Source organism: Marinithermus hydrothermalis DSM 14884 (genome assembly GCF_000195335.1).
GTDB lineage: Bacteria > Deinococcota > Deinococci > Deinococcales > Marinithermaceae > Marinithermus > Marinithermus hydrothermalis.
The window spans coordinates 2,007,778-2,023,117 of sequence record NC_015387.1; the positions used below are offsets into that span (position 1 = coordinate 2,007,778).

Consider the following 15,340-nt stretch of genomic DNA (forward strand, 5'->3'; position numbering starts at 1 on the left):
TCCCATCACCTCCACGTCCGGTTCTTGAGGGGCACCACGGCCCCAGCGACCATCAGGTACGCCTCGTCCGCGGCGGCCACGAGTTGCTGATTGACCCAACCCAGTAGGTCGCGGTAGCGCCGCGCGAGGGCGTTCGCCGGCACGACGCCCATCCCCACCTCGTTCGTCACCACGATCAAGGCCTTCTGGCCCCGCCGCCACGCCGCGAGCAAGGACGCCACCTCCCGCCGCACCGTAGCCTCCCCCGCCTCGAGGAGGTTCGCAACCCAAAGCGTCGCGCAGTCCAGCACCACCACCCCGTGCCGCGCGCGCTCCAAGGCCCCGGCCACGTCGCGCACCGCCTCGAGCACCTCCCAGTTCGGGTTGCGCTGGGCGCGGTGGCGCGCGATCCGCGCCTGCATCTCCGCGTCCCCCGCCTCGGCGGTCACGATCACGCTCACCGCGTCCCCTCCCAGCGCCCGCGCAATCTCCTCGGCCTTGCGGCTTTTCCCGCTCCGCGCGCCGCCCAGCAGCACGATCAAGCGCCGCCTTATCCTCACCCCTCTCGTCACGAGCTCCTCCAGAAAACGGGTGTCCAGATGCGCCGCCACCCAACGCGCGAGGGCGGCGAAGGTGGCCTCGAGGTCCGGCGCTACCCCCCCGAAAAGCGCTTGCGTCGCGCTGGGATTCTCGAACAGGCCGTGCAGGTACACCCCGAGCACGTTCCCCCGCGCGAACCCCCGCCCGCCTGGCAGGACCTCCGCGACCGGCCCGACGGAGCGGGTGCGCCCGTGGTGGATCTCGTACCCCACGACCTCCACCCCCTCCCACGCGGCCCAGGGGGCCTCGAGGCCCTCGAACCGCGCTTGGGTCCTCGCCAGGGTCTTCTCGGGATGCATCTCGGTCACGAGGGGCAGGAGGCCCAGGCCTTCTGCTGCCCCCTCCACGCCCCAGGGGTCCTGCACGCGCTCGCCCAGCATCTGCAACCCCCCGCACACTCCCAGGACGCGCACCCCCGCCCGGGCCTTGGCCCGCACCGCCGCATCAAGCCCGGTTTGGCGCAGCCACGCGAGGTCCTGAGCCACGTGTTTCGAGCCGGGCAGGATCACGAGCTCGGCCCCCTCGAGGTCCTCCGGCCGCCGCGCGAGCCTCAGGTCCGCCAGAGCCTCCAAGGGCTTGAACTCATCCACGTTCGAGACCCGCGGGTACACCACGAGCGCGACGCGCTGCCGTTCCGCCCGCCCCAGGCGCGCTGCGGCCTCGAACCGCACCGCGTCCTCGTCCGGCAGGGCGTGCTCGAGCCACGGCAACACCCCCACCACCGGCACCCCGGTGTGCGCCTCGAGGATCGCCGGGCCCGGCTCGAGCAAGGCAGGGTCGCCGCGGAACTTGTTCAGCACGAACCCCTTTAGCCGCGCGCGGTCCTCCGGGGGCAGGAGGGCCCAGGTGCCGTAGAGGTGCGCGAACGCCCCGCCCCGGTCGATGTCCGCGACGAGGAGGACCGGAGCTTGGGCCTCGTGCGCGACGCGCATGTTCACGATATCCGCGTCCTGGAGGTTGATCTCCGCGGGGCTGCCCGCTCCCTCGATCAGGACCAGGTCGTACGCGTCGAGGAGTTCGCGCAGCGCCCGGCGCACCACGGGCCAAAGCCGCGCCGCGCGCGCCCGCCAGGGGAGCCGGGAGAGCTCGAGGTCCGCCCGCCCGAGGACCACCACCTGGCTTCGGGTGTCGGCCTCGGGCTTGAGGAGGACGGGGTTCATCCGCACCTCGGGCACCGCGCGGGCCGCGAGGGCTTGGAGGTACTGCGCGCTGCCGATCTCCCCGCCTCGCACCACGCGCGCGTTGTTGGACATGTTCTGCGCTTTAAACGGCGCGACCCGCACCCCCCGGTCCGCGAAGTACCGGCACAGGGCGGTCACGAGGAGGCTTTTGCCCGCTGAGCTCGTGGTGCCCTGGATCATGAGGGCCCGGCTCATTCCGCCCCCTCCTCGCGCACGAAGCGCAGCGCGCGCCGCGTCCAGTCCACCCCCACGACCGCCGCGTTCGGCACGAAGCGGTCCGCGCCCACCGCGCGCAACAACCCGCGCACCACCCCCCCGTGCGTGAACACCAGGTGCCGGCCCGGCTCGAGCTCCGCCACGAACCCCCGCACCCGCCGCTCGAGGTCCTGCACGGACTCCCCGCCCGGCGCTTGGAAACCCTCAAAGGCTAAAAGGGCCGCCTTGTACCGCGGCTCGAGCGTCTCCCAAAAGGCGCCTTCGAGCTGCCCGAAGTGGATTTCCCTAAGCCGCGCGTCCCGGCGCGGCCGCCCGTAGGCGAGTTCCGCCGTGCGCACCGCGCGCTCGAGGTCCGAGGCCCACACCCCGGCGAAGGCCTGGCCCTCGAGGAAGGGCCTTAAGGCCCGGGCTTGCGCCTCGCCTCGGGGTGTGAGGGGCAGGTCGGTCCACCCGGTCAGGCGGCCCTCGCGGTTCCAGGGGGTCTCGCCGTGCCGCACGAGCCAGAGTTCAAGGGTTTGCATTCCCGCCTCCTCCTAACCCGGACGCGGCCTCCACGAACCGCTCGGCCGCCTCCGGCGCAGCGGGCAGGTAAAGGTGCACGTAGCTCGCCAGCACCCGCCCGTCGGTGTACCCTTCCACCACCGTGCCGCCCACCTGCCGCCAGGCCGGGCGGGGCGTGGGGGGGCGGGTGGAGTAGTGGAACTCGTGCCCCTTAAGACGCCAGCCCCGCCGGGCCAGGGGGGAGTCCGCTAGGGCCTCGACCGCGCGGTACCCCAGCACGGGCCGGGCCTGCATCGTCGCCGCGCCTGGGACCAGGCCCACCATGGGGAACGCGCCCTCCGGGGTCACGAGGGCTTCCGAGAGGTACATCAGCCCGCCGCACTCCGCGTAGATGGGGCCCTTGAAGTGACGAATCGCGGCGCGCATCCCGCGGTTCGCGCTGAGTTCGCGCGCGAAACGCTCGGGGTACCCCCCGCCCAACCAAAGCGCCCCCACGCCTGGGGGCGGTTCGGGGTCCGTCAAGGGACTGAACGGCACGAGTTCCGCGCCCAGCTGCTCCAAAACCTCGAGGACCTCCGGGTAGTAAAACCCAAACGCCGCGTCCCGCGCGATCCCGATGCGCGCCCGCGGCGCACGCCGCTGGGTGGGCAGGCGGTGGGGCGGCGCGGGCAAGGGCGAAGCGGCGCGGGCCAGGCGCAGCAGGCCCTCGAGGTCCAGCGTCCGGGCGGCCCGCACGAGCCGGTCCCGCTCGAGCCGCGCCTCTCCCGCGAGCACGAGGCCCAGGTGCCGCTCGGGCAGCTCGAGGCCCGCCCCTCGCGGCAGGTACCCGAGCCAGGGGATCCCCGCGGCCTCGAGGGCCTCGGCGAGGAGGGCCGCGTGCCGCTCGCCCCCCACGCGGTTCGCGATCACCCCGGCCAGCCAAACCTCCGGGTCGTGGTCGCGGAAGCCGCGGGCCAACGCGGCCACCGAACCGGCCATGGCCGCGGCGTCCACCACGAGCACCACCGGGGCCCGCAAGAGCTTCGCGACCTGCGCGGTGGAAGCGACGCGGCCCACGGCGTCCGCCCCGTCGAACAAGCCCATCACCCCCTCGATCAGGGCGAGGTCCGCGCCAAGCGCGCCGCGACGGAAGACCTCGAGCAGCTCGGGCTCCTCGAGGAAGAACCCGTCCAGGGTGCGCGCGGTGCGGCCCGCGGCGGCCGTGAGGTGCGTGGGGTCGATATAGTCCGGCCCGACCTTGTAGGGCTGGACCGCAAGGCCCATGGAAGTGAACGCCGCGGCGAGGACCGCGCTCACGGTGGTCTTTCCGGCCCCGGAGTGCGGCGCGGCGATCACAAGGCACGCTAGCGGCATCCCCCCTCCCTAGCCTTCGCCCCGAGCGTCCTCCACCCAGGCGTAGTACGGCGTGCTCACGTACTCCGGGGGGCCCTCGAGGTACAGGGCCACGCCCGGAAGCCAGACCGCGCCCTCGCGCCACTCGAACTCCAGGGGGTCCGCGGGTGTGGTGTACACCACGGCCTCCCGGGGCGGCAGGCCGTGGCGCATGAGGAGCGGGTGGTACCGGTTCCGCTGCATCCGGTGGCAGGCCCGCACGCCGCGAGCCTTCACGACCACCACGTACCGCGCGAGCCGCGGCCCGTCCTGCGTCACGAGCCGGCGCACCTCCCCGAGGTCCAGCACGAGCAGTTCCTTCGTCGCGCGCAAGCTCTCGCGCACCGTCACCTCCAGCGCGGCAGCACCACGGCCTCGCCCTCCGCGGTGCGGCGCACCCACACGTCCCGCCCGTAGATCGCCTCGAGCGCCCCTCCTGAAAGCACCGCGTCCGCCGGTCCCTCGGCCACCACCCGCCCCCCGGCGAGGAGGGCGGCGCGGTCCGCGGCCAGGGCGTGGTTCGGGTCGTGCAGCACCGTGAGCACCCCCACGCCTTCCGCTACGAGCCGTCGCAACAAGCGCAGCAAGGCCGCCTGGTGGTGCAGGTCCAGGTGGCTCGTGGGCTCGTCCAAGAGCAGGTAGCGGGGCCGGGCGGCGAGCGCCCGCGCGAGCAGGACCCGCTGCCGCTCCCCCCCGGAGAGCGTGCCGAGGGGCCGGTCCGCGAGGGGCAGGGCCTCGGTGACCTCGAGGGCCCACGCGACCGCCCGGCGGTCCTCCGGGGTTTCCCGGCCTAGGAGGCCCATGTGCGGGATCCGCCCGAGCCCCACGACCTCGCGCGCGCTCATGCCCGCGGGGTACGGGCCGTTCTGCGGTAGGTACGCGAGGCGCTGGCCCCGCGCGCGGGGTGGGTAGGCCGCGAGGGGCCGTCCGTCCAGCCGCACCCGGCCCGCCCTGGGGCGGAGCAACCCCGCCAGCAGGTTCAGCAGGGTGGACTTGCCCGAGCCGTTCGGCCCCAACAGCGCGAGCCACTCGCCGGGCCGGAGCTCGAGGTCCACCCCCAACAGGACCTCGGCGCGGCCGTACCCGAACCGCACTTGTTCCGCGCGGAGGCTAGGCCCGTCCACGCTGCCTCCTCAGCAGGTAAAGGAAGAACGGTCCGCCCAGTAGGGTCGTGACCACCCCGACCGGCAGCTCGGCGGGCCGCACGAGGGTGCGGGCGATAAGGTCCGCCAGGACGAGGAGGACCGCTCCACCCAGGGCGGAGGCCGGGAGGAGGTACCGGTGGTCCTCCCCCACCAGCCGCCGGAGGGTGTGGGGCACGACGAGGCCCACGAACCCGATGATGCCCGCCTGGGCGACCGCGGCGGCGGTGGCGAGGGTCGCCGCGGCGATCAGGAGGAGCTTGAGGACCTCCAGGGGCAGCCCTAGGGTCTTCGCGACCGCCTCACCGAGCTGCATCGCGTTCAGCGCCCGCCCGAGGAGGAACAAGGGCGGCAGCGCCACGAGGAGGTACGCCCCCACCTGGCGCACCCCGTCCCACCCGGCGAAGGCCAGGTTCCCCAGGGTGTAAGCGAAGACCGCGCGCACCCGGTCGGCGTCCCACATCATGAGGAAGGTGGTGAGCCCGATCAGGATCGAGCCCACCACCACCCCCGCGAGGATCAGGTCGTGCGTGCGGGCCACGCCGCCCGCGAGCACCAGGGCCGTACCGACCGCGCCAAGCGCCCCCACGAACGCCATGAGCGGCACCAGCTGCGGCCAGGCGGTGGCCACCTGGTGCGCGTACGCGGAGGCGAGGCTCCCGGAGAGCACCAGGGCTACCGTCGCCCCGAACGCCGCGCCGGAGGCCGCCCCCATCAAGAAGGGATCCGCAAGCGGGTTGCGGAACAACCCCTGGTACGCCGCGCCGCTCACCCCGAGGGCCGCGCCCACCAGCATCCCCAAGAGCACCCGCGGCAGGCGGATCTCCCACACGATGGGGTTCGGTTCCTGCCCCCGAACGCCCGCCCAGAGCGCGCCGAGCACCTCACCGGGTGTAAGGGGCACCGCGCCCACCCCCACGCCCAACACGAGGGCCAGGAGCAAAAGCCCCCCTAAGGCGAGGAAGACGAGCAGGCGCGGCATCCCGAATCCCGCCCGTTACTCCAGGTCCAGGTCGGGGTGCAGGCAGCCGATCAGGACCTTAAGCCCCTCCGCGACGCGCGGCCCCGGCCGGTGAATGAGGTCGGTCTGATCGCGCGTGAGCTCGCACACCCGGCCGTTCCGCAAGGCCTTGAGTTCCGCCCACCCGGGGCGCTCCGCGAGCGAAGCGCGCGTCACGCCGAACGGCGCGTCCCCCAGCACGATCACCTCCGGGTCCTTCGCCACCACGAGCTCCGGGCTGATCTTGGGGAAAAGCCCCAGCTCGGCGGGAATGATGTTCTCCCCGCCGGCCTTCTCGATCAGGGTGTGGATGAACGAGCCCGGCCCCACGGTGTACGGGGTCGCGTCGATCTCGTAGTAGACCGTGGGTTTCGCGCCGGCCTTCGCCGCCACGGACTCGAGCGCGAACACGTCCCGCTGGATCCGCGCGATGAGGGCTTCGGCCTGCGCCTCGCGGTTCACGAGCTGCCCGAGTTCGCGCGCGGTTTTGAAGATGTCCTCGAAGGTCTCGGTGTTCACCGCGTACGCGGTGATCCCGATTTGCTCGAGGGTTTCGGTGAGTTTACCGAAGCGGGAGGTGATCACCAGGTCGGGCTTTAGGGAGGCGATGAGTTCGATGTTAGGGTCGTACAAACCCCCGGCTTTGGGTTTGTCCTGGACTTCCTCCGGCCAGTTGGAGAAACTGTCGGTCGCGACGATCTTGTCGCACGCGCCGATCGCGCAGAGCGTCTCGGTGGCTGAGGGGAGCATCACCACGATGCGTTGGGGTTCCGCCTCGAGGGTGACCGTGCGCCCTAGCGCGTCGGTGGCGCGGAGCGGGTACTCCGTGGCCAGCGCGAAAGCCAGTACGAAGCCAACCAGTAGCGTGAGGATGCGTTTCATTCTCTCCACCTCCGTCTCGCCCCGGCCCTGCGTGCGGGAGGTGGGGCACATGGAATCCCCTGCCGGGAGGCAGGGGTAGTATGCATGCACTATCCCCAGTCTCCCCCTTCCGCGAGAGGCGCCCCCTTGGGGTCGGGGGGCTCCCCTGGCAGGTATTCGGGCTTCCAGGCAGTGACGCTAAGCTTCGACGGTTCGCCTGGTTACCGTTGCGGGACAGCGCCGGACTTTCACCGGACTTCCCCACTTTAAGCCTGGACTACGCGCCCAGGCACCAGGGGCCTCAAGGCCGGGTTGTGGCCCTGAAGCGGGCCTAGGCTCAGGCTAGCACCCCCTTAGGGAGAACGCAAGCTGCGCGGGGTCATGTAAAAAACTCGGTTGAGTAAGAGGGGAGCCCTTAGTCTGGTTCTGCCATGAAGCCGACTGAGGACTCCCCGAGCTCCATCGTACCCTGTCCCCACTGCGGAGCCACCCGTGAGGAGAGCGGGGGCTACCGCAGACGCAAGCTGCGCACCTTTCGGGGCATCCAGGAAGTCAGAGTCAAACGGATCCGCTGCGCCCAATGCAAGCGCCAGAAACGAGCTCTCTACCCGGAGGACTGCCCTAGAAGCCGCTGGTACGCGATCTCCATCCAGGAGCACTTCCTCATCCTCGCAAGCCATCGCGCCCCTGAAAGCGTCCAAAACGATCTCGCCAAGAACCTGGGCTTCCCCCTCACCCGTCCCACCCGCCTCCGCTGGCTCAGGTCCGCGGGGGCCAGGGCCAAACGGCTCCTTCAGCGGGAGAACCGTCTTCTCCGAGGGCGGGTGTACTGGGGGAGTGTGGATGAATGGGCCTTTGGCCGGGGCCCCAAGGGGTACGGGTACCTTTACTTTGAGGCTTGGACGGGTTGCCCGCTGTGGGGAGACCTTGGCCATCGGCGGCGTTACGAGCGGGTGCGGGAGCTCCTTTGGAGGTTACCTCCAAGGCTGGGGGTGGTTTCGGACGGGGCGCAGGAGGTAGGGGAGGCGTTGGGCTGGTTGGGGCGGAGGCTGCTTTGGGCCCGGTGCGCTTTCCACCTGATGCGGGAGGTACGGGCCAAGGTGGACCGGAAGGCGGTGGGGGGAGATACGGGAGGGTCTGAGGGTGCTGCGGGGGCTTGGGCCTGGGGAGAGGGAGGCGTTCTTTTGGAAGGAGCTTCTGCCCCGGTGGGGTAAGACCTTGGAGGGCTGGGTGCGGGCTTGGGAGGGGTTGCAGGAGGCTTGGGGGGCCGAGGTACCGCCTCCTTGGACAAACAACGTGGCGGAGGTAGGGCATGGGCGATTGTGGCGGCGGCGCAGGCGGAGGGTGTTGCGGAGCCTGGAGGTGGGGGAATCCTGGTTGATGGTGGGGCTTTACCGGATGCGGCATCGGCGGATTGGGGAAAAGAGCCCCTGGGAAAGGCTTACGGGAACTCTTTCCCCAGAGTGCTGGTGGAGGCCCCTGGTGGGGAGGATAAAAGGGTCAACTCAAAACTTGCACCTCCCGCATATCCCGCATAAACCTTCACCCCCTCCCCCCGGCGGCCAGAGACCCAGGGCATAGAGCTCCCGCAGGGCGACCTGCACCACGAGCTCAGGCAAGAGAACCCGCGCCGCCCGCTCCCTGGCCTCCCGCCAGCTTCCTTCCCCCTCCATGCCCACCCAGTGGGCCAACAGGTAGGCCAGAAGGGAAAGCACCAGAAAACGGTGCACCCCCAAAGCCGTCCGCTGCCCAAACTGCCCCAGGGAGAACTCGCTTTTCGCGGCGCGGAAGAAGTGCTCTATGGCAAACCGCCTCTTTCCCCAAGTGAGCGCCGTCCGGGGCGTGGCGGGAAAGGTGGCCACCACGTACCGCCACTCCCAGCCCCCTTGGGGCAGGGGGTAGCGGTACCAGGCCACCCAGACCGGGAAGGAAAGCCCCCAAAGGTAGACCCCGGCTCCCCTGCCGCCTGAGGTCCCCAAGCCTCCCCCCTTCCCGCAGCCTCCGGTCCCGCCGCATCCCCACCACCGCTTCAAAACCCAACCGCTTCACCCCGAAAAGGAACCAGGTGGTGCCAAAGGCCGCATCCGCGGCCACCCGTATCCGGAAGGCCCGGCGCATCCAGGGGGGCAGAGAGGCCAGGAGGCTTAGGGCCAGGCGGGAGAGGGCCTTCTCCCCCTTGCCCCGCCAGAGGCGGTAGGCCCAAGGGATGCGGAGGTCTCCGGTAGACGAGGTAGAGGACCACCAGATGGAGTCCCCACTTGCCGTGAAAAAAGGAGAGGGGCAGGGCCTGGAAACGGCCCCGCTTCTCCAGAGTGACTAGGTCCAGGACCACCAGGAGACGGGGCTTGGGGCCTTTTTTCTTTCTGGCCCGGTCCAGGGCTTTCTCGGCCTCTTTTCTTGCCAGGCGGATGAGAGCGCGGGTGGGCCAGGGGTAGCGGTTGAGGAAGCGAGAGAGGGCGGAGGGGGACTTGACCTGGCTGTGCTGGGGTCTGGCCTTGCCGTGGCCGTGGAGGAGGAGCAAGAGCAGGGCCTTGAGGGATTCCTGGAGGTGGGGGCTTGGCAAAAGGGCCAGGAGGGTCCAAAGTAGGGACAGGGCCGCTTGGGTCATGGCACCCGTCATCAGACGGGAAACCAGCGGCCCCTTTCAAGTGGTCCTGGCGCATAGGTATCCCCAGGGTGCATAAGTGCAAGTTTTGAGTCAACCGACTTTTTTACATGAGTCGCTGCGCGCCTAGACTTGCGCGTTTGGGGGGTGAGGGTTGTATGATTATGTGCAGCGAGGGGGAGGTTTTCCCGGTCGGACCTTGAAAACACGGGCTTTGGCGTCAGGGATGGGATTAACGCGATATTACACTCCCTGCTAATTCCGAGTTATCCACAGGGAATTGCCTGTGGATAACTGGGGGGTGTCCAAAACGCCCTCAAAAACCCCGTCCAGGACGGACCTCCGAAACGGCAGAGTTGCAAAAAGGTCAGCCTCGTAAGGGGATTGCAACTCGCCGGGGTTCGCCGCGGCGACGACGCGGCCCTCGTAGTGGAAGGTTGCAAAAAGGTCAGCCTCGTAAGGGGATTACCACCTACCCCACGAGAACCCCCCAGGCATTCCCCCCAAGCACTTGACAAGAAAAGCCCAAGTGCCTAATATAGCCTTGCGCGTCGGTACGCCGGGATGGCGGAATTGGTAGACGCGCTAGCTTGAGGGGCTAGTGGCCGCTAAGGCCGTAGGGGTTCAAGTCCCCTTCCCGGCACCAAAACACCCCCCCCAACCAGGGGGGGTTACGCATTTCAATTCCCGCCCAGACCACAATTCCCCGTGCTAGAATAAAAGTAGCTTTTTCATTTTTCCGCGATCATGATGACCTCCCTAGTCACACCCCACACCCTCTGGAAGCACCTCGAACCCAAGCTCGGCTACCTCACCCCCCAACAACGCAACCGGGTGCAGGAAGCCCTGGAGTTCGCCTTCACCGCGCACGACGGACAGCACCGCAAAAGCGGCGACCCCTTCATCACGCACCCCGTCGCCGTCGCGGGCATCCTAGCCGAACTCAAGATGGACGAAGACACCCTCATCGCCGGGCTCCTCCACGACACGGTCGAGGACACCGACGTCACCCTCGACGCGATCGAAGCCCGCTTCGGGCCCACCGTCCGGCGCATCGTCGAAGGCGAAACCAAAGTCAGTAAACTCCCCAAGATCGCGGAATCCATCGAGGACGAACAAGCCGAAAACCTCCGGCAGATGTTCATCGCCATGACCGAGGACGTGCGCATCATCATCGTCAAACTCGCCGACCGCCTACACAACATGCGCACCCTCGAGTTCATGCCCCCCGAAAAACAACAACGCATCTCCCGCGAAACCCTCGAGATCTTCGCACCGCTCGCGCACCGCCTCGGCATCGGGCAGATCAAATGGGAGCTCGAGGACCTCGCGTTCCGGTACCTGCACCCCGAAGAGTGCGCGGCCCTCGAGGTGCGCCTCAGCCACCACCGCGCCGAACACCAAGCGATCGTCGAACGCGCCAAAGCCGCGCTCGAAGAAGCGCTCGCCAAAGACTACGTGCTGAAACTCGCGGTGCAGGAGTACACCGTCACGGGGCGCACCAAGCACCTCTACAGCATCTGGAAAAAAATGGAGCGCGACGGGAAAACCCTCGAGCAAATCTACGACCTTCTCGCCCTGCGCGTCATCCTTGATCCGCGCCCCAGCAGCGACCCCGAGGAAGCCAAAGCCCGCGAAAAACAAGTGTGCTACCACGTGATCGGCCTCGTGCACGCGCTATGGCAACCCATCCCCGGCCGGGTCAAGGACTACATCGCGATGCCCAAACCCAACGGGTACCAGTCCCTGCACACCACGGTCATCACCTGGCAAGGCATGCCCCTCGAGGTGCAGATCCGCACGCGGGAGATGCACCGCATCGCCGAGTACGGGATCGCCGCGCACTGGCTGTACAAGGAAGGCCTGACGAACCCCGAGGAAGTCAAGCGCCGCGTGAGCTGGCTGCGCGCGATCCAGGAGTGGCAGCAGGAGTTCTCCAGCTCGCGGGAGTTCGTCGAGGCCGTCACGAAAGACCTTCTGGGCGGCCGGGTCTTCGTCTTCACGCCCAAAGGCCAGATCATCAACCTTCCCAAAGGCGCGACCCCGGTGGATTTCGCGTACCACATCCACACCGAGGTCGGGCACAGCATGATCGGGGCCAAGGTGAACGGGCGGATCGTGCCCCTCTCGTACGAGCTGCAAAACGCGGACATCGTGGAGATCATCACCTCCAAAGCCTCCACCGGCCCCTCCAAGGACTGGCTGAACTACGCCAAGACCCGCTCCGCGCGCAGCAAGATCCGGCACTTCTTCCGCGAGCAAGAGCGCGGTGAAACGCTCGTTAAAGGCCAACGCGCCCTGGAGAAGTACCTCAAGCGGCGCGGCCTGCCCCTCCCCAAAGAGGCGGAGCTCGAGGCCATCGCGCAGAAACTCCTGGGGCACGCCTCCCCCGAGGACCTGTACCTCGCGATCGTGCAAGGGCGCGTCACCACCGCGCAGGTCGCGCGCCTATTGGTCCCGGAGGAGGAACGCACGCCCCGCATCGCGCCGCCCCCCGACAAGAAACAACCCCTGAACCTGGGCGTGTACCTCGAAGGGGACCTCAAAGCGCCCATCAAGATGGCCTCGTGCTGCCGCCCCGTGCGGGACGACGCGATCCTAGGGTACGTGACGCGCGGTCGGGGCGTGACGGTGCACCGCACGGACTGCCCGAACATGAAGCGCCTGCTGCGCGAGCAGCCGGAGCGCTGCCTCGCCGCGCGGTGGGACTCGAGCACAAACGGCACGTACCTGGTGCAGCTCCACATCGAAGCGGACGACCGCGCGGGGTTGTTGCGGGACGTGCTGAACGTCTTCGCGTTGATGGGCAAGTCCGTTCTCAGTGCGGACACGCAGGTGAGCGGCACGACCGCCTCGATGCAGCTGCGTTTCGAGGTCAAGGACGCGCAAGAACTCGCGCGGATCAAGGAAGGCATCCGCAAGATCCCGGAGATCCGCCGGATCACCCGAATGTAACCCCATGCTCCTGGCGTGGTTCGCGCTCGCGTACGGCGTAGGGCTCGCGGCCGAACGGCTCGGCTGGCTCCGCGCGGGCAGCGCGTGGGCCGCAGGGCTCGTGGGCGGGCTTGTCCTGTACGGGGGTGGGCTTCCTGCTGCCTTCCTCCTCCTGGCGTTCGTGGCGGTGGGGCACTGGGCGAGCCGCCGAAACCCCAACAGCGAGGACCGGCGCGGGCGCACCGCGCCTCAGGTCCTCGCGAACGGGCTGCCCGCTGCGCTCGCCCTCGCGCTGGGTAGCCCCGCCTTCTTCCTGGGCGCGCTCGGAGCTGCCCTCGCGGACACGCTCGCCACGGAGGTAGGCCGCGCCGCCCCCTGGGCGTGGCGGCCGGACCGGGGACGAGTCCCGAGCGGCACGAACGCCGCCGTGAGCCTCCACGGGACCCTCGCGCTCCTCGCGGGCAGCGCCCTCCTCTCCCTGGCTGCGCCGTTCTTCGCGACACAATCCATGGCGGTGTTCCTGGGTGGTGTGGCTGGCGCGGTGCTGGACAGCCTCACCGGGTTTTACCTGGAGGAGCGCGTTCCCTGGTGGGGGAACAACCTCAACAACACGATCGCGACGGCCTTCGGTGGGCTCGTCGCGCTCGCGCTCGCCTAACCTCGGGGTATGCTAAAGCCCGTGAAGGTCAGCGAACTCCCGGAGGACACCCAGAAGCGGCTCGTGCACCGGCTGAGCCGCATCGAAGGGCACGTGCGTGCCGTGAAACGCATGCTCGAGGAAGGCCAGTCCTGCAACGACGTGCTCCTCCAACTCGCCGCGATCGCCTCCGCGGTCGGCAAGGTGGAGGCGGAACTCTTAAAAGCCCACCTCACCTCCTGCGTCCTGGGCGAAGGCCGCGAGCGCGACGTGGAGGAGCTCTTAAAAGCCATCGACCGGTTGTTCTAAGCGCCCGCCAGCCCCGCAGCTTCCAGGGCCAGCTCCGCCCGGCCCGGCGGGTACACCACCCCGCTCGCCGCCGTCACGTACGCGCGCACCGCTTCCCGCGCGCCCTCCGGGCAAGCCACGAGGCTTCCCGGCCACCCCGCCACAGCCCGCATGACCTCGAGGTCGTCCTCCCCGTCCCCCAGCACCACCGCCCGCGGTTGGTCCAGCCCCCAAGCGTGCAGGACGGCCTCGAGGCCGGTGACCTTGGTGAGCTGCCGGGCGGAGAGGCCCACGAGGTCCGCGGGGTAGTAAAAGAACTGCACCGCGAGCCAGTCCGGCACGCTCGGCGCGGCCCGGTTCGGTGGGGGCAGGAAGGAAAGCTTCGCCTCCCGCCGGGCCTCCAGGGCGAGGGCCGCCTCGAGGGCCGAGGCGTTCTGGCCGTCCTCGGCCGCGGCGCACTCGGCCAGCACGCGCAGCAGTAAAGCCGCGGCGGTGCGGCACACCTGGTCCGCCTCGCGGCTGCCCTCGGGCGCGTTGGGTTTGAGGGCGATGTTGAACTCGTTCCCTTGGAGGTGGAACTCCCGGCACCCCCACCCCAACGCGGTGCGGCACGCGTGGAAGATGCCCTCGCGCACGCGGTCGAACACGCGCAGCAGCCGGCGATCCAAAAGCGCGTAGAGCGGGATCTTACGCACCCCTAACGGCCCGGGGAGGTACACGCCCGCCCCGTGCTCGTACACGACGGCGAACCGCCCCGAATACACCACGCGCCGCCCGAAAACCTGCTGCACCAACCCCATCACGTGCTCGAGCGTCTGCCCGGTGTTCACCACCACGTGCAGCCGCGGACGCGCGTGGTGCGCGCGGCAGACCGCCTCGAGGGTCGCTTGAGGGATCTTACCGTCGGTCTGGACGAGGTCTCGAAGCGTGCCGTCGAGGTCAAGGACCAGCACTTCCGCCTGGGTACCGCGCATGCAACCCCCTTCCCGGCTTGTGCTCGGAGCGAACGGTGTCCTCGCGCCTTCCCCCTAAGGGTAGGGGGCGGCGGGGGACGGGGAGGTATCGCAGCGCACGGCCCTCGGGCGGTCTAGGATGAGGGGGATGCAGCCGCGACTCGGGACCCTGATCTACTGCTTGCGAGACAGGCAGGTGCTCCTGATGCACCGGGCCAAGGAGCCGAACCTAGGGCTTTGGGTGCCGCCCGGAGGGAAGCTCGAGCCGGGCGAGGACCCCAGGGCGGGCGCGTTGCGGGAGCTTCGGGAGGAGACGGGGCTCGCGGCGCACGACCTGCGGTTCCGCGCCGTGGTGACGATCGTGGAGCACGTACCGCACGGCCCGGACTGGTGGGTGCTTTTTTTGTACGCCGCCACCCAATGGGCGGGGACGCTCCGGGAGGAAAGCCCGGAAGGCCGGCTCGCCTGGTGGCCGGTGCGCGAGGTGCCGCGCCTGGCGTTACCGCCAGCGGACGCGCGGTTCTTCGCCCGAGCGGTGGACCTTGACGCGCCGCCGTTCCACGCGCGGTACGAGTTCGACGCGGCGTTTCGCTTGCGGAGCGCGGAGGTGCACGCCGTTTAAAAGGCGCGGTTCGTCTCGGGGTCGCGCCCGTACCCCATCTCGTACAGCAGGTCGCGCAGCGCACCCGCGAGCATCACCGCGGTGCGGGGGGTGAGGGTGTAGCGTTCAAGCCCCACCACGAGGAGCGGCGGCACCCAGGCAAGGCCGGGCTTGCCCCAGGGTTCGCTGTGCCGGATACGGAGGGTCAACCAGTACGCCTCGAACGCGGCCAGCTCCACCCCCCCCACGCCGCCCAGCCGCACCACCGCGTCCTGAGTCTCGGGGACCTGCAGGGGACGCCACTCCAGTACCAGCGCGCGTCCGTCCACCTCGAGCGACGCGTAGACGCGCCAGGAGGCGTCCGTGCTGGAGTCGGGGTGGGGACCTTCTCGCTCAATCACTTCTTTTTCAGCTTCGCACGAGACCGGCGCCACACGTGTGACGGGTGCCGCTCCGGTAGCATGAGGGTAG

General features: G+C 69.3%; 13 protein-coding genes, 1 tRNA gene, 1 pseudogene and 1 riboswitch. Of the genes and pseudogenes, 5 read left to right on the top strand and 10 right to left on the bottom strand.

Annotated elements, in window-relative coordinates; translation table 11 throughout:
- Positions 1 to 5 precede the first annotated feature (5 nt).
- The 8 genes and pseudogenes from MARKY_RS10020 to MARKY_RS10060 all read right to left on the bottom strand — a co-directional run bounded on the left by MARKY_RS10020 (position 6) and on the right by MARKY_RS10060 (position 9,459).
- Positions 6 to 1,955: a cobyric acid synthase gene (locus MARKY_RS10020; protein ID WP_013704768.1), complete on the bottom strand. Its 1,950-nt coding sequence runs from the start codon at positions 1,953 to 1,955 to the stop codon at positions 6 to 8.
- Positions 1,952 to 2,497 (bottom strand): histidine phosphatase family protein, encoded by a 546-nt coding sequence (locus tag MARKY_RS10025; RefSeq protein WP_013704769.1) that lies wholly within the window; start codon positions 2,495 to 2,497, stop codon positions 1,952 to 1,954. The genes MARKY_RS10020 and MARKY_RS10025 overlap by 4 nt, the downstream gene beginning before the upstream one ends.
- Positions 2,484 to 3,830 (bottom strand): cobyrinic acid a,c-diamide synthase CobB, encoded by a 1,347-nt coding sequence (locus MARKY_RS10030; RefSeq protein WP_013704770.1) that lies wholly within the window; start codon positions 3,828 to 3,830, stop codon positions 2,484 to 2,486. Before MARKY_RS10030 ends, MARKY_RS10025 begins: the two co-directional genes overlap by 14 nt.
- A gap of 9 nt (positions 3,831 to 3,839) precedes the next feature.
- Positions 3,840 to 4,193, bottom strand: coding sequence for a hypothetical protein (locus MARKY_RS10035; protein ID WP_013704771.1), 354 nt, complete (start codon positions 4,191 to 4,193; stop codon positions 3,840 to 3,842).
- Positions 4,194 to 4,195: 2 nt separating this feature from the next.
- The gene (locus MARKY_RS10040; RefSeq protein ID WP_013704772.1) at positions 4,196 to 4,972 is read right to left on the bottom strand and encodes an ABC transporter ATP-binding protein; all 777 of its coding nucleotides are present in this window, start codon (positions 4,970 to 4,972) and stop codon (positions 4,196 to 4,198) included.
- Positions 4,959 to 5,972 (bottom strand): FecCD family ABC transporter permease, encoded by a 1,014-nt coding sequence (locus tag MARKY_RS10045; RefSeq protein WP_013704773.1) that lies wholly within the window; start codon positions 5,970 to 5,972, stop codon positions 4,959 to 4,961. The genes MARKY_RS10040 and MARKY_RS10045 overlap by 14 nt, the downstream gene beginning before the upstream one ends.
- Positions 5,973 to 5,987: 15 nt before the next feature.
- Positions 5,988 to 6,872 (bottom strand): ABC transporter substrate-binding protein, encoded by an 885-nt coding sequence (locus MARKY_RS10050; RefSeq protein WP_013704774.1) that lies wholly within the window; start codon positions 6,870 to 6,872, stop codon positions 5,988 to 5,990.
- 130 nt (positions 6,873 to 7,002) lie between these two features.
- A riboswitch (cobalamin riboswitch) is annotated at positions 7,003 to 7,163 on the bottom strand.
- 1,193 nt (positions 7,164 to 8,356) lie between these two features.
- Positions 8,357 to 9,459 (bottom strand): annotated as a pseudogene (locus MARKY_RS10060) (transposase).
- Positions 9,460 to 10,014: 555 nt separating this feature from the next.
- Here MARKY_RS10060 and MARKY_RS10065 point away from each other — a divergent pair.
- From MARKY_RS10065 to MARKY_RS10080, 4 genes are all read left to right on the top strand, one after another.
- Positions 10,015 to 10,102, top strand: a tRNA-Leu gene (locus MARKY_RS10065).
- A gap of 101 nt (positions 10,103 to 10,203) precedes the next feature.
- Positions 10,204 to 12,411: a RelA/SpoT family protein gene (locus tag MARKY_RS10070; protein WP_013704776.1), complete on the top strand. Its 2,208-nt coding sequence runs from the start codon at positions 10,204 to 10,206 to the stop codon at positions 12,409 to 12,411.
- A gap of 4 nt (positions 12,412 to 12,415) precedes the next feature.
- Entirely contained in the window at positions 12,416 to 13,048 is a 633-nt protein-coding gene (locus tag MARKY_RS10075; RefSeq protein WP_013704777.1) for a DUF92 domain-containing protein, read from the top strand.
- 9 nt (positions 13,049 to 13,057) lie between these two features.
- Positions 13,058 to 13,336, top strand: coding sequence for a metal-sensitive transcriptional regulator (locus MARKY_RS10080; RefSeq protein WP_013704778.1), 279 nt, complete (start codon positions 13,058 to 13,060; stop codon positions 13,334 to 13,336).
- On the opposite strand, the gene MARKY_RS10085 is transcribed toward MARKY_RS10080, so the two are convergent.
- Positions 13,333 to 14,289 carry an HAD family hydrolase gene (locus tag MARKY_RS10085; protein WP_013704779.1) on the bottom strand — a complete coding sequence of 319 codons (957 nt, stop codon included), beginning with the start codon at positions 14,287 to 14,289 and terminating at the stop codon, positions 13,333 to 13,335. The genes MARKY_RS10080 and MARKY_RS10085 overlap by 4 nt on opposite strands.
- A gap of 127 nt (positions 14,290 to 14,416) precedes the next feature.
- Here MARKY_RS10085 and MARKY_RS10090 point away from each other — a divergent pair, with 127 nt between their 5' ends.
- Positions 14,417 to 14,890, top strand: coding sequence for an NUDIX hydrolase (locus MARKY_RS10090; RefSeq protein ID WP_013704780.1), 474 nt, complete (start codon positions 14,417 to 14,419; stop codon positions 14,888 to 14,890).
- Here MARKY_RS10090 and MARKY_RS10095 read toward each other — a convergent pair.
- Entirely contained in the window at positions 14,887 to 15,270 is a 384-nt protein-coding gene (locus tag MARKY_RS10095; RefSeq protein ID WP_148230427.1) for a hypothetical protein, read from the bottom strand. The two genes, MARKY_RS10090 and MARKY_RS10095, sit on opposite strands and share 4 nt — an antisense overlap.
- Positions 15,271 to 15,340: the final 70 nt, after the last annotated feature.